Below are 13,355 nucleotides of genomic sequence, written 5' to 3'. Positions count from 1 at the left end.
CTCCTTGCCTGACCGCATTTCGCGGCAGGCTACAACCCGTAAGGAGCATTCATGCGTCATTACGAAATCATCTTTCTGGTTCACCCGGACCAGAGCGAGCAAGTCGGCGGCATGGTCGAGCGTTACACCAAGCTGATCGAAGAAGACGGCGGCAAAGTCCACCGTCTGGAAGATTGGGGCCGTCGTCAACTGGCCTATGCCATCAACAACGTTCACAAGGCTCACTACGTGATGCTGAACGTTGAGTGCAGCGGCAAGGCCCTGGCCGAGCTGGAAGACAACTTCCGCTACAACGATGCCGTGATCCGTAACCTGGTCATCCGTCGCGAAGAAGCCGTTACCGGCCAATCCGAGATGCTCAAGGCCGAAGAAAACCGCAGTGAGCGCCGTGAGCGTCGTGAACGTCCTGAAAACGCCGAGTCCAACGACGGCGATGACAGCGACAACAACGACAGCGACAACGCTGACGAGTAATCACCGGATCTATTGAGGAGCCAACTCCATGGCACGTTTCTTCCGTCGTCGTAAATTCTGCCGTTTCACCGCTGAAGACGTGAAAGAGATCGATTTCAAAGATCTCAACACCCTGAAAGCCTACATCTCGGAAACCGGCAAAATCGTTCCTAGCCGTATCACCGGTACTAAGGCTCGTTATCAGCGTCAGCTGGCTACCGCTATCAAGCGCGCCCGCTTTCTGGCCCTGCTGCCCTACACCGACAGCCACGGCCGTTAAGATCTGACGTTCGACAAGTAGTAAGGGATATATCGCATGCGCGCCTTGGCAGAATTCATCATGCGCGGCCGTATGCAGGCCACCCTCGTGGTGGTCGGTTCTGCAGCATTGCCGCTGCTGTTCTGGTTGAGTGCTGCCGCGGGAAGCCTGGTGCTTCTGCGGCGTGGCCTGAGTGATGCGACCGGCATCCTCGCCTGGGCTTTACTGCCGGCCATTGGCTGGTGGTATTTCGGCGAACCGCGCACCTTGCTGGTGTTGCTGGGGGCGCTGGGGTTGGCGTGTGTATTGCGCGCCAACCCGTCCTGGCGGCGGGTGCTGTTGTTCAGCATCGCATTGGGCCTGGTGTATGGGCTGGTATTGAGGGCGACGTTCCATGAGCCCATCGAAGCCATGGCGCAGGAGCTGAGCAAGCTCCTGCCGCAGATGTTCGATGGCGTTCACCAACAGATGTCGGTGGATGATCAGGCGCGTCTTCGGAGTCTCATTGCACCGGTGCTGACCGGATTGCTGGCAGCGTTGCTGCAGGTGGTCAGCTTGCTTAGCCTGATGCTTGGGCGGTTCTGGCAAGCGGCGTTGTACAACCCGGGAGGTTTCGGCTCCGAGTTTCGTGAGCTGAGATTTCCGCCGATGCTGGCGATGTTACTGCTGGTCGGCATGCTGCTCGGGCCCAATCTGGGTGTCGAGATGGCCATGCTTACACCGTTGTGCAGTGTTCCGCTGGCGTTCGCGGGCATCGCCCTGTTGCATGGGCTGGTGGCCAAGGGCCGACTGTCGAAGTTCTGGCTGGTCGGTATGTACATCACGCTGCTGCTGTTCATGCAGCTGACCTTTCCCTTGCTGGTGGTGTTAGCCATCGTCGACAGTCTGTTTGATTTTCGTGGTCGTTTGACGGACAAGCCCGATTCGGGCCCCGCCAACGGTGAAGGTTAAAAGTTAAGAGGTAACACCCAAATGGAAGTCATCCTGCTGGAAAAAATCGCCAACCTGGGCAACCTGGGCGATAAAGTGAACGTTAAAGCCGGTTACGGCCGTAACTTCCTGCTGCCGCAAGGCAAGGCCACCGCTGCCACCGAAGCTAACGTCGCTGCTTTCGAAGCACGTCGCGCCGACCTGGAAAAAGCTGCTGCCGAGAAGAAAGCTTCGGCTGAATCCCGCGCTGCTCAGCTGGCCGAGCTGGAAGTCACCATCACCGCTACCGCGGGCGATGAAGGCAAGCTGTTCGGTTCCATCGGTACTCACGACATCGCTGACGCCCTGACCGCCTCCGGCGTTGAAGTGGCCAAGGCTGAAGTTCGTCTGCCGAACGGTACCATTCGCCAGGTTGGCGAATACGACGTAGCCGTGCACCTGCACAGCGATGTCGAAGCAACCGTCAAGGTTGTCGTAGTCGCTGCCTAACTCTCAGCGAACTGCTTAGCGGGCTTGCACTCAGGTGCCTTCCCGCTAACATCGGGCACGGCATTGCGAAAGCGATGCCGTGCCTTTTGTTTTTCACCGCAAGCATTCTTTCCAGGCGCCCATGAACGACATCAGCATTCCCGAACAGTACGACCTGCAAACCTCTGCCCTGAAGGTGCCGCCGCACTCGATCGAGGCCGAGCAAGCGGTACTCGGTGGCCTGATGCTCGACAACAACGCCTGGGAGCGCGTGCTCGACCAGGTGTCCGACGGCGACTTCTATCGCCATGACCATCGCCTGGTGTTCCGCGCAATCTTCAAGCTCGCCGAGCGCAACCAGCCGTTCGACGTGGTCACCCTGTCCGAACAGCTGGACAAGGAAGGCCAACTGTCCCAGGTCGGCGGCCTGGCGTACCTGGGCGAACTCGCCAAGAACACGCCGTCGGTGGCCAACATCAAGGCCTATGCCGGGATCATTCGCGAGCGCGCCACCCTGCGCAAACTGATCGGCATCAGCAACGAGATCGCCGATAGCGCCTATGCGCCGGAAGGCCGGACCGGTGAGGAAATTCTCGACGAAGCCGAGCGGCTGATCTTCCAGATCGCCGAGGCGCGGCCGAAGACCGGCGGCCCGGTAGGCATCAACGATATCCTGGTCAGGGCCATTGACCGCATCGACGAGCTGTTCAACAACGGCGATGCGATCACCGGTCTGTCCACCGGCTTTACCGATCTGGACAACCTGACCAGTGGCCTGCAGCCGGCCGACATGATCATCGTGGCCGGTCGTCCGTCGATGGGTAAGACCACCTTTGCCATGAACCTGGTGGAAAACGCGCTGATGCGCAGCGACAAGTCGATCCTGGTGTATTCCCTGGAGATGCCTTCGGAATCCATCGTGATTCGTATGCTGGCCTCCCTCGGCCGCATTGATCAGACCAAGGTGCGGGCTGGCCGCCTGGATGATGACGACTGGCCGCGACTGACCTCGGCGGTCAACCTGCTCAATGACCGCAAGCTGTTCATCGATGATACCGCCGGCATTTCACCGTCGGAGATGCGTGCGCGCACCCGGCGCCTGGCTCGTGAGCACGGCGAGATCGGCCTGATCATGGTCGACTACCTGCAGCTGATGCAGATCCCCGGTTCCAGTGGCGACAGCCGGGTCAACGAGATTTCCGAAATCTCGCGCTCGCTCAAGGCGCTGGCCAAGGAATTCAACTGCCCGGTGATCGCCCTCTCCCAGCTCAACCGCGGCCTGGAGCAGCGGCCCAACAAGCGCCCCATCAACTCCGACCTGCGTGAATCCGGCGCGATTGAGCAGGACGCCGACATCATCCTGTTCGTCTACCGCGACGAGGTCTACCACCCGGAAACCGAGTACAAGGGCGTCGCCGAGATCATCATCGGCAAGCAGCGTAACGGCCCCCTGGGTACTGCTCGCCTGGCCTTCCTCGGCAAGTACTCGCGCTTCGAGAACCTGGCACCCGGCAGCTACCAGTTCGACGACGAGTGACGCCTCAGCCTGCCGCGGGCTGGAACACCGCGTAGCCCGAGCGGCCGGCTGCCTTGGCCTGATAGAGCGCCTGGTCGGCGGCCTTGTAGAGGCCGGCGAACTGCTCGGCGTGCTGGGGGTAGAATGCCGCGCCAATGCTGATGCTGACGTTCAGGGCGTGGCCGGCGTAGTCCACCGGCCGGGCCAGCTCGGCGAGCAGGCGCTCGGCGACATCCCCGGCGTAGTGCCGGGCATCGGCCCCGCCAATCAGTACCGCGAATTCATCCCCACCGAGGCGTGCCACGGTATCGCTGCCGCGTACGTGCTCGCGCAGCCGCTTGCCGATGTGCTGCAGCAGCAGGTCACCGGCGTCGTGGCCATGCTGGTCATTGATCGGCTTGAAGTGATCCAGGTCGATCAGCAGCAGTGCCAGGTTTTCATCGCCTTGCCGCGCGCCGCGCAAGGCGCTTTCGCACTGTTCCACCAGGTGGCGGCGGTTGGGCAGGTCGGTCAGGGCGTCATGAAAGGCGGCATGGCGCAGTTCCTGTTTCTGCTGGAAGAGCTGCAGGTTGGCATGTTTCAACTCGGCGGTTCGTCGATCCACGGCCAGCTGCAGTTCATCGGCACTGGCTTGCACCTGGGCCAGGCGGGCGCCTTTTTCCTCGTCGGCGCGCTGCAGCGCTTCGGCTCGCTGGTTCTTCAGCAGCTGGATGCGGTAGGCGAGGGCGAACGAGAACAGGATCGATTCCAGCGCCACGGCGACCGGAAACACATAGCTGTTCCAGGATGCCGGCTGAATGACGCCCGTGGCGCGCAGCAGCAGCAGGTTGACGCTTGCCAGGATCATGCCGTATCCACAGAAGTACAGGCATGCCGGAAAATAGCCTTGGCGCCAGCGCTTCAGGGAAGCCCACAATGCGGTGGGAATTGTGGTGATAGCCAGCAGCACGAAGATCCAGGCACCAACGGCGCGCAGGCCGAACGCATCGGCGAGTACCGCCAGCAGATAGAACGCGCAGCTCAGGGTTAGCAGGTGGTGGGCCCATGGCGTGTAACGGCGCGTTTGCAGCAGCTTCTGCGTGAAGCGGCAGGCGCCGAATCCCCACAGCGCCGGCACGCTGATACGGTCCAGCCAGAAGGGCACCGCCGAGTCGGGCCACAGGTACTGGAAGCCGTGACCGGTCATGCCGAGAATCATCAGCAGTGCGCCAGTGGTGGTGACCACATACCAGAAGTAGGCGCTGTCGCGCAGCGCCAGGAACAGAAACAGGTTGTACAGCAGCAGTGCGGTGATCACCCCGTAGATCAGGCCAAGCCATAGGTTTTCGGTCGCCACCTGGGTTTTCAGGTCAGCCAGCTGCCATACCTTCAGCGGAAAGGAGTTGCCGGCCGGGTCATAGCTGCGCAGGTAGAAGGTAAGTGGTTGCTCGCCGAGCTCAGGCAGGCGCAGCAGCATCCGTCGATGGGGATGGTCACGGCCTTCGGCGAAACTGACCACCTCGCCAGACTGGCGTTTCTGCCAGCCGCCCTTGCCATCGGGTAGGTACAGCTGCAGGTCGAGCAGGGTGACCGAAGCGATTTCCAGCCACCATAGGCTCGGCGCAGCGTGTTCCTTGCGTAGGATTACCTTTATCCACCAGGGGTTGGCGCTCTGCCCCACGCTGGCCTTGCCGTCAGCGGGTGTAAAGCGCTGCTGCACCGCCGGGTCGGCCATGTCTTCGATGCCTAGCCGGGCGCCCGGATCCTCGAGCAACTCCAGGTGTTCATTGAGGCTCTGGCCACTGCTGCGCGAGGTCAGGCTGATGGTGTCGGCGTGGGCCGAGAGGCTCAAGGTCGCCAGCATCAGAAGCTGCGACACGAATGTGGCTAGGCGCGGCACGCAAAGCTCCTGACGGCGGGCTGGTCTCTTTGTAAGCCCTAGAGTACACCGAACCGAGGTTTTTTAGCGGGTGGCAGCCGAAGCCGGGGGCCTGTTATCGGATGCCCGGTATAACCTGGCATGGCAGTCGGGTTTGGTTAAAATTTGTGCTATATTCCGCGCCCCGTGAAATTCCTGATCAAAAACGGTTACCGCCATGCAAGCCGCCAAGCCGCTGTTCGACTATCCAAAATACTGGGCCGAGTGTTTCGGCCCGGCGCCGTTCCTGCCGATGAGCAGGGAGGAGATGGATCAGCTCGGCTGGGATTCCTGCGACATCATCATCGTCACCGGTGATGCCTATGTAGACCATCCCTCGTTTGGCATGGCGATCATCGGCCGGCTGCTGGAGTCCCAGGGTTTTCGTGTGGGCATCATCGCCCAGCCGAACTGGCAGTCCAAAGACGACTTCATGAAGCTCGGCGAGCCGAACCTGTTCTTTGGCGTGGCGGCCGGCAACATGGATTCGATGATCAACCGCTACACCGCGGACAAGAAGATCCGCTCCGACGACGCCTACACGCCGGGCGGCCTGGCCGGCAAGCGCCCGGATCGGGCCAGCCTGGTGTACAGCCAGCGCTGCAAGGAAGCCTACAAGCACGTACCGATCGTGCTAGGCGGCATCGAGGCCTCGTTGCGCCGCATCGCCCACTACGACTACTGGCAGGACCGCGTGCGCAACTCGATCCTGATCGACGCCAGCGCCGACATCCTGCTCTATGGCAACGCCGAGCGGGCCATCGTCGAGGTCGCCCAGCGCCTGTCTTATGGCCAGAAGATCGAAGACATCACCGACGTGCGCGGCACCGCCTTCATTCGCCGCGACACGCCCAAGGACTGGTACGAGGTCGACTCCACGCGCATCGACCGGCCGGGCAAGATCGACAAGATCATCAACCCGTACGTGAATACCCAGGACACCCAGGCCTGCGCCATCGAGCAGGAGAAAGGCAACGTTGAAGACCCCAACGAAGCCAAGGTCGTGCAGATTCTCGCCAGCCCGAAGATGACCCGTGACAAGACGGTGATCCGCCTGCCGTCGATGGAAAAGGTGCGCAACGACCCGGTGCTCTACGCCCACGCCAACCGCGTGCTGCACCTGGAAACCAACCCGGGCAACGCCCGCGCGCTGGTGCAGAAGCACGGCGAGATCGATGTGTGGTTCAACCCGCCACCCATCCCGATGACCACCGAAGAGATGGACTACGTGTTCGGCATGCCCTATCAGCGCATCCCGCACCCGGCGTATGGCAAGGAGAAGATCCCGGCCTACGAGATGATCCGCTTCTCGGTGAACATCATGCGCGGCTGCTTTGGCGGCTGCACCTTCTGCTCGATTACCGAGCATGAAGGCCGCATCATCCAGAACCGCTCGGAAGAGTCGATCATCCGCGAGATCGAAGAGATCCGTGACAAGGTGCCGGGCTTCACCGGGGTGATTTCCGATCTCGGCGGGCCCACCGCGAACATGTACCGCATCGCCTGCAAGAGCCCGGAAATCGAGTCCGCGTGCCGCAAGCCGTCCTGCGTGTTCCCCGGCATCTGCCCGAACCTGAACACCGATCACTCCTCGTTGATCCAGCTGTATCGCAGCGCCCGTGCATTGCCGGGGGTAAAGAAGATCCTCATCGCCTCCGGCCTGCGTTACGACCTGGCGGTCGAGTCGCCGGAGTACGTCAAGGAACTGGTCACCCACCACGTCGGTGGCTACCTGAAGATCGCCCCGGAGCACACCGAGGAAGGGCCGCTCAACCAGATGATGAAGCCGGGCATTGGCAGCTATGACAAGTTCAAGCGCATGTTCGAGAAGTACTCCAAGGAAGCGGGCAAGGAGCAGTACCTGATTCCGTACTTCATCGCCGCCCACCCGGGCACCACCGATGAAGACATGATGAACCTGGCCCTGTGGCTCAAGGGCAACGGCTTTCGCGCCGACCAGGTGCAGGCGTTCTACCCCTCGCCGATGGCCACCGCCACGGCCATGTACCACTCGGGCAAGAACCCGCTGCGCAAGGTCACCTACAAGAGCGACGGGGTGACCATCGTCAAGAGCGAAGAGCAGCGCCGCCTGCACAAGGCGTTCCTGCGCTATCACGATCCCAAGGGCTGGCCGATGCTGCGTGAAGCCCTGCTGCGCATGGGCCGTGGCGACCTGATCGGTGACGGCAAGCAGCAACTGATTCCGGCCTATCAGCCGAAGACCGACGAGTACCAGAGTGCCCGCCGCAAGAACTCCACGCCGGCCGGCAGCAAGAAGGTCGCTGGCAATGGGGGTGGCAAGCCCGCTGGCGGTCGCATCCTCACCCAGCACACCGGCCTGCCGCCGCGGGGCAGTGACGGCAGCAAGCCCTGGGACAAGCGTGAGCAGGCCAAGGCTGCCGCTGAAGCGCGCAACCAGCAGGCCGCTCGCGAGCGCGCAGGGGCAGCCAAAGGCAAGGGCAGGAAGCCGGTCAAGAAACCGGCGGTGCCGCGCTAGAGGCAGCTACTGTCGAGCGCCGGCTACAGTCGAGCGCTCGGACCGTGGCCCGGCAGGGCCGGCGTCTCACCGGCGATAGGTTGCCAAGGGCTCGGCTGTGATGGGCCGCGTGGCGCGGCAAGCCTTTTCCTGTCGAGCCAGGGCAGCGGTCAGCGGCTCTGGCGCTGTTGCAGCAGCAGGTTGCTGAAACCGTTGGCGGCCAGGGCTTTTTGCGATTGCGCGAGCTGGTCGCGGTTGGCGAACGGGCCGACCAAGACGCGGTGCCAGGTCTCGTCGCGCACCGTGCCGGATTCCACGCGTACGTTCTGGCCGAGCAGGGTGATCTGCGCGCGAACGCTTTCGGCGTCATCCTTGCGACGGAACGAGCCAGCCTGCAGGAAGAATTGCGTGGTCAGCGGTGGCTGTACGGCCGGCGCTGGCGCGGTCACTGGCGGTGCGGGCGGCGGGGTTTCGCCGTTCAGCGCGGCCTGCGCACGGGCGGCGTCGATCTTGGCGGCTTCCTCGGGCGTCACCGGCTTCTGCTCGGGGGCCGGCGTAGTGGGCGGCGGCACGGCATCCGGCGGCACTATGACTTCCGATTCCGGCAGCAGGGTGTAGAAGTCGTACTTGGGCTTGCCCGGCTCCTGGCTGGTTGCCGACGGCGTTGCCTTGGGCGTGCTGCTGGCGCGCTCGGGTTGCGGCTTGTCGCGCTTGACCGCCTCGTCGCCCGGCTTGAGGTTGAGCAGCAGGGTGACGAACACGCCCACGGCCAGGCCGCAGGCGAGCCAGATCCAGCCCGGTACCGGGCGTTTGCTCGGGGCCTTGTAGCGGCTGGCGCCGCGCTTGGGTGCTGGCTTCTTGCGGGCTGCCACTTACATGCGCTCCAGGGTTTCCAGGCCCAGCAGTTGCAGGCCTTGCTTGAGGGTACGGCGGGTCAGTGCGGCAAGACGCAGGCGGCTCTGGCGCGTGCCTTCGTCTTCGGCGCTGAGTACCGGGCAATGCTCGTAGAAGCTGGAGAACAGCCCGGCGACGTCGTAGAGGTAGGCGCACAGCAGGTGCGGCGTGCCCTTGTCGGCGACGCTGCCCAGCACTTCACCGAACTGCGCCAGCTTGCCGGCCAGTTCGATTTCCTGAGGGGCGTGAAGTTCGATATGCCCGCCGATGTCCTCGATGCCCTTGCCCAGCTTGCGGAAGATGCTCGCGGTACGGGTGTAGGCGTACAGCAGGTAGGGCGCGGTGTTGCCTTCGAAACTCAGCATCAGTTCGAAGTTGAAGCTGTAGTCGCTGGTGCGGTGCTTGGACAGGTCGGCGTACTTAACCGCGCCGATGCCCACGGCGCGGGCGATTTGGCGCAGCTCGGCGTCATCCAGCTCGGGGTTCTTGGCCTTGACCAGCTCGTAGGCGCGCGACTCGGCTTCGTCGAGCAGGTCGATCAGTTTCACGGTGCCGCCGTCGCGAGTCTTGAAGGGGCGACCGTCGGCGCCGTTCATGGTGCCGAAGCCCATGTGCTCCAGGTCCATGCCCGCATGCACGAAACCGGCACGGCGGGCGACTTCGAAAGCCATCTGGAAGTGCAGGGCCTGGCGCTGGTCGACGAAGTACAGCGCGCGGTCGGCCTTGAGCACCTGGCTGCGGTAGCGCATGGCCGCCAGGTCGGTGGTCGAGTACAGGTAGCCGCCGCCGGCCTTCTGCACGATCACCGGCAGCGGGTTGCCCTCGGCGTTCTTGTATTCGTCGAGGAATACGCACTGGGCGCCGTTGTCCTCGGTGAGCAGGCCTTTGCTGCGTAGGTCGGCAACCACATTGGCCAGGTCGGCGTTGTAGGCACTTTCGCCCTTGACGTCGGCCGGGGTGAGCTTGACGCCCAAGCGGTCGTAGGCCTTCTGGCAGTGGCTCAGGGAGATGGCGTTGAAGCGGTTCCAAAGGCGCATGCACTCAGGCTCGCCGGCCTGCAGTTCGACGACCAGGGCACGGGCGCGCTCGGCGAACTCCGGCGACTCGTCGAAGCGTTTCTTGGCGGCGCGGTAGAAGCCTTCCAGGTCGGCCAGCTCGCTTTCCGCCGCCGCCGGGTTCTCTTCCATGAAGGCCAGCAGCATGCCGAACTGGGTACCCCAGTCGCCCACGTGGTTCTGGCGGATCACCTCGTCGCCGAGAAATTCCAGCACCCGCGCCACGGCGTCGCCAATGATCGTCGAGCGCAGGTGGCCGACGTGCATTTCCTTGGCCAGGTTTGGCGACGACAGGTCGACGACCACGCGCTGCGCCGGGCCGCTCTTGCGCACGCCCAGGTGTTCATCGGCCAGGGCCGCTTCCAAACGCTCAGCCAGGGCGTCGCTGTTCTGGAAGAAATTCAGGAAGCCCGGGCCGGCGATTTCGACCTTGCTGATTTGCGCATCGGCAGGCAGCGCGTCGATGAGCTTCTGGGCCAGGTCGCGCGGTTTCATGCCGGCCGGCTTGGCCAGCATCATGGCGATGTTGCTGGCGAAGTCACCGTGGGTCTTGTCCCGGGTGTTCTCCACCTGAATCGTCGGGCTCAGGCCGTCGGGCAGCACGCCTTCGGCGGTCAGGCGGGTCAGGGCTTGCTGGATCAGGTGGCGAATACTGTCTTTCATGGTCTGCTCGTTCGGCCGCGAGGTGCGGCGCCGCTCGAAAGCGTAGGTGGAAAACTGCGCATTATAAAAGCAGCGGCCGGCGGCAAGCCACCGGCGGCTTGGATAAAGCGCGGCCTAGTTGTCGCCGGATGCGAGCGAGGCGTGCTCAGAACAGGTCGATCGGGTCTACATCCAGCGACCAGCGCACCGCACGGCCGCTGGGCAGGCTTTCCAGTACCAGCAGCCAGTGCGCCAGCAGCTTGTGCAGTGGCGCCCGGGCGTTGCCCTGCAGCAGCAACTGCGCACGGTAGCGCCCGGCACGCCGCTCCATGGGCGCAGGCACCGGGCCCAGCAGTTCGATGCCGCTCAGTGCCAGTTCGTTCAGCAGCAGCTCGGCTTCGCTGCAGGCTTCGTCGAGGAAGCCTTCGGCCTGGCCGGGTTTGTGCGCCTCGGCGCGCAGCAGGGCCAGGTGGCAGAACGGCGGCAGGCCGGCCGCGCGGCGTTCGCTCAAGGCCTGGTCGGCAAAGGCGAAGTAGCCCTGCTCGGTAAGCTGCACCAGCAATGGGTGGTCGGCCAGGTGGCTCTGGATGATCACCTTGCCCGGCTCCTCGGCGCGCCCTGCGCGGCCGGCGACCTGGACGATCAGCTGGGCCATGCGTTCGCTGGCGCGGAAGTCGGCGGAGAACAGGCCGCCGTCGGCATCGAGGATCGCCACCAGGGTGACACGCGGGAAGTGGTGACCTTTAGCGAGCATCTGGGTGCCGACCAAGATGCACGGCTCGCCGCGCTGCACGGTGTTGAACAGCGTATTCATCGCCTCCTTGCGCGAGGTGCTGTCGCGGTCGACACGCAGCACCGGCACGTCGGGAAAGAGAATTTCCAGGCGTTCTTCGGCTCGCTCGGTGCCAGCGCCGACCGGGCGCAGGTCGACGTTGTTGCAGCTCGGGCAGTTGCTCGGCTGGCGCTCGGCGTGACCGCAATGGTGGCAGCGCAGCTCACGGCTGCGCTGGTGAACGGTCATGCGCGCATCGCAGCGCGGGCACTCGGACAGCCAGCCGCATTCGTGGCACAGCAGCGTTGGCGCGAAGCCGCGGCGGTTGAGAAACACCAGCACCTGCTGGCCGGCGGCCAGGGTCTGGGTAATGGCCTGCTGCAGCGGCGGCGACATGCCGGCATCCAGCGGCCGGCTCTTGATATCCAGGCGCAGGAAGCGCGGCGGCTGGGCACCGCCGGCGCGCTGGTTCATGCGCAGCATCGCGTAGCGGCCGCTGTGGGCGTTGTGCAGACTTTCCAGCGAGGGCGTGGCGGAGCCCAGCACGATCGGCACGTTTTCCTGATGGGCGCGCACCACGGCCAGGTCGCGGGCGTGGTAGCGCAGGCCTTCCTGCTGCTTATAGGAGGCGTCGTGTTCTTCGTCGATGATGATCAGCCCGGGGCGCTTCATCGGCGTGAACAGCGCCGAGCGGGTGCCGATGATGATGTCGGCCTCGCCATCGCGTGCCGCCAGCCAGGCGTCCAGGCGCTCGCGGTCGTTGACCGCCGAGTGCAGCAGGGCGATGCGCGCGTTGAAGCGGCGTTCGAAGCGCGCCAGGGTCTGTGGGCCGAGGTTGATCTCGGGAATCAGTACCAGGGCCTGTTTGCCGGCCTCGAGCGTTTCGCGGATCAGCTGCAGGTACACCTCGGTCTTGCCGCTGCCGGTCACGCCGGCCAGCAGGAAGGCGTTGAAGTCGTCAAAGCCGGCGCGCACCGCCTCTGCCGCGGCGCGCTGCTCGGCGTTGAGCGGCAGTTCCGGCTGGGCCAGCCAGTTGGCGTGGCGCTCCGGGCTGCTCAGGCGGCGCACCTCGACACGCACCAGGCCCTTGTCCTGCAGCAGTTGCAGGCTGTCGCGGTTGATCTGCAGTTGGCTCAGTAACTGATGGGAGACGCCATGGGGATGCTGGGCGATAGTCTTCAATGCTTCACGCTGGCGGGGCGCGCGGGCCAGGCGCGGGTCGTCCAGGTGGGCGTCCTTGGCGATCAGCCAGAAACGCTCCTGGCGCGCTTCGGCCGGCTCGCCCTGGCGCAACAGCACCGGTAGCGCCCAGCTCAGAGTGTCGCCCAGGCTGTGCTGGTAATACTGTGCGGTCCACTGGCACAGGCGCATCAGCGCCGGCGGCACCGGCGCTTGCAGATCAAGCAGTTGCAGCGCCGGCTTGAGCTTGCCGGCCGGCACCTCGCTGTGGTCGCTGACCTCGATCAGCACGCCGATCATCTCGCGCCGCCCGAACGGGACGCGCAGCCGTGCGCCGGGCTGCAGGTCACGAGCCGACACGCCGGGCGGGGCGAGGTAGTCGAACAGCCGGCGCAGTGGCGAGGGCAGGGCGAGTCGCAGGATGACGTCGGGCACGCAGAGGCTCCAGGCAGGCGAGGCGCGATAGTAACAGCCCATGCGCGACGGCCGGTAGCAGCGGGTTAGTTGCATCAACGGCCGGCTCTGGTATGATCCGCGGCCAACCTAAGTGCGGTACCTGACAATAGTGTCGGGTGGCGGCACAAAACCTGAGGAAGAATCATGAAAGCCGATATCCATCCGGAATACGTCGCCATCGACGCCACCTGCAGCTGCGGCAACGTTATCAAGACCCGCTCCACTCTGGGCAAGCCCCTGAGCCTGGACGTCTGCTCCGAGTGCCACCCGTTCTACACCGGCAAGCAGAAGGTGCTGGACACCGGCGGCCGTATCGATCGCTTCAAGCAGCGTTTCGGTGTGTTCGGCGCCAAGTAAG

General features: G+C 64.0%; 11 protein-coding genes. 7 read left to right on the top strand and 4 right to left on the bottom strand.

Features of this window, described 5'->3' with window-relative positions:
* Nucleotides 1–51 precede the first annotated feature (51 nt).
* From rpsF to dnaB, 5 genes are all read left to right on the top strand, one after another.
* Nucleotides 52–474, top strand: coding sequence for a 30S ribosomal protein S6 (gene rpsF, locus BM154_RS07895; protein ID WP_074882028.1), 423 nt, complete (start codon nucleotides 52–54; stop codon nucleotides 472–474).
* Between the two features lie 28 nt (nucleotides 475–502).
* Nucleotides 503–733: a 30S ribosomal protein S18 gene (rpsR, locus tag BM154_RS07890; protein WP_003246847.1), complete on the top strand. Its 231-nt coding sequence runs from the start codon at nucleotides 503–505 to the stop codon at nucleotides 731–733.
* A 36-nt stretch (nucleotides 734–769) separates the two neighbouring features.
* Nucleotides 770–1,663, top strand: a complete 894-nt coding sequence (locus tag BM154_RS07885; protein WP_074882026.1) for a YybS family protein — start codon at nucleotides 770–772, stop codon at nucleotides 1,661–1,663.
* Between the two features lie 21 nt (nucleotides 1,664–1,684).
* Nucleotides 1,685–2,131, top strand: coding sequence for a 50S ribosomal protein L9 (gene rplI / locus BM154_RS07880; protein WP_073266321.1), 447 nt, complete (start codon nucleotides 1,685–1,687; stop codon nucleotides 2,129–2,131).
* Between the two features lie 121 nt (nucleotides 2,132–2,252).
* Nucleotides 2,253–3,647, top strand: a complete 1,395-nt coding sequence (dnaB, locus tag BM154_RS07875) for a replicative DNA helicase (protein ID WP_074882023.1) — start codon at nucleotides 2,253–2,255, stop codon at nucleotides 3,645–3,647.
* A 4-nt stretch (nucleotides 3,648–3,651) separates the two neighbouring features.
* Here dnaB and BM154_RS07870 read toward each other — a convergent pair whose 3' ends face one another.
* Nucleotides 3,652–5,469 (bottom strand): diguanylate cyclase, encoded by a 1,818-nt coding sequence (locus BM154_RS07870; RefSeq protein WP_074882444.1) that lies wholly within the window; start codon nucleotides 5,467–5,469, stop codon nucleotides 3,652–3,654.
* A gap of 232 nt (nucleotides 5,470–5,701) precedes the next feature.
* On the opposite strand from BM154_RS07870, the gene BM154_RS07865 reads away from it, so the two are divergent.
* Nucleotides 5,702–8,020 carry a YgiQ family radical SAM protein gene (locus BM154_RS07865; protein ID WP_074882020.1) on the top strand — a complete coding sequence of 773 codons (2,319 nt, stop codon included), beginning with the start codon at nucleotides 5,702–5,704 and terminating at the stop codon, nucleotides 8,018–8,020.
* 149 nt (nucleotides 8,021–8,169) lie between these two features.
* Here BM154_RS07865 and BM154_RS07860 read toward each other — a convergent pair whose 3' ends face one another.
* The 3 genes from BM154_RS07860 to BM154_RS07850 all read right to left on the bottom strand — a co-directional run bounded on the left by BM154_RS07860 (nucleotide 8,170) and on the right by BM154_RS07850 (nucleotide 12,976).
* On the bottom strand, nucleotides 8,170–8,871 hold the full coding sequence (locus BM154_RS07860; RefSeq protein ID WP_074882018.1) for an SPOR domain-containing protein: 702 nt from the start codon (nucleotides 8,869–8,871) through the stop codon (nucleotides 8,170–8,172).
* Complete coding sequence (gene argS / locus BM154_RS07855; RefSeq protein ID WP_074882015.1) at nucleotides 8,872–10,611, bottom strand: arginine--tRNA ligase; 1,740 nt, start codon at nucleotides 10,609–10,611, stop codon at nucleotides 8,872–8,874. It lies immediately after the preceding gene.
* 145 nt (nucleotides 10,612–10,756) lie between these two features.
* Nucleotides 10,757–12,976, bottom strand: coding sequence for a primosomal protein N' (locus BM154_RS07850; RefSeq protein ID WP_074882012.1), 2,220 nt, complete (start codon nucleotides 12,974–12,976; stop codon nucleotides 10,757–10,759).
* A gap of 165 nt (nucleotides 12,977–13,141) precedes the next feature.
* Between BM154_RS07850 and rpmE the strand changes: the two genes are divergently transcribed.
* The gene (gene rpmE, locus BM154_RS07845) at nucleotides 13,142–13,354 is read left to right on the top strand and encodes a 50S ribosomal protein L31 (RefSeq protein WP_070885964.1); all 213 of its coding nucleotides are present in this window, start codon (nucleotides 13,142–13,144) and stop codon (nucleotides 13,352–13,354) included.
* The last annotated feature ends 1 nt before the right edge of the window (nucleotide 13,355 follow it).

This window comes from Phytopseudomonas argentinensis, assembly GCF_900113905.1.
Classification (GTDB): domain Bacteria; phylum Pseudomonadota; class Gammaproteobacteria; order Pseudomonadales; family Pseudomonadaceae; genus Aquipseudomonas; species Aquipseudomonas argentinensis.
Note: the sequence above shows the minus strand (reverse complement) of the source record. Positions and strands in the feature narration are given on the sequence as shown.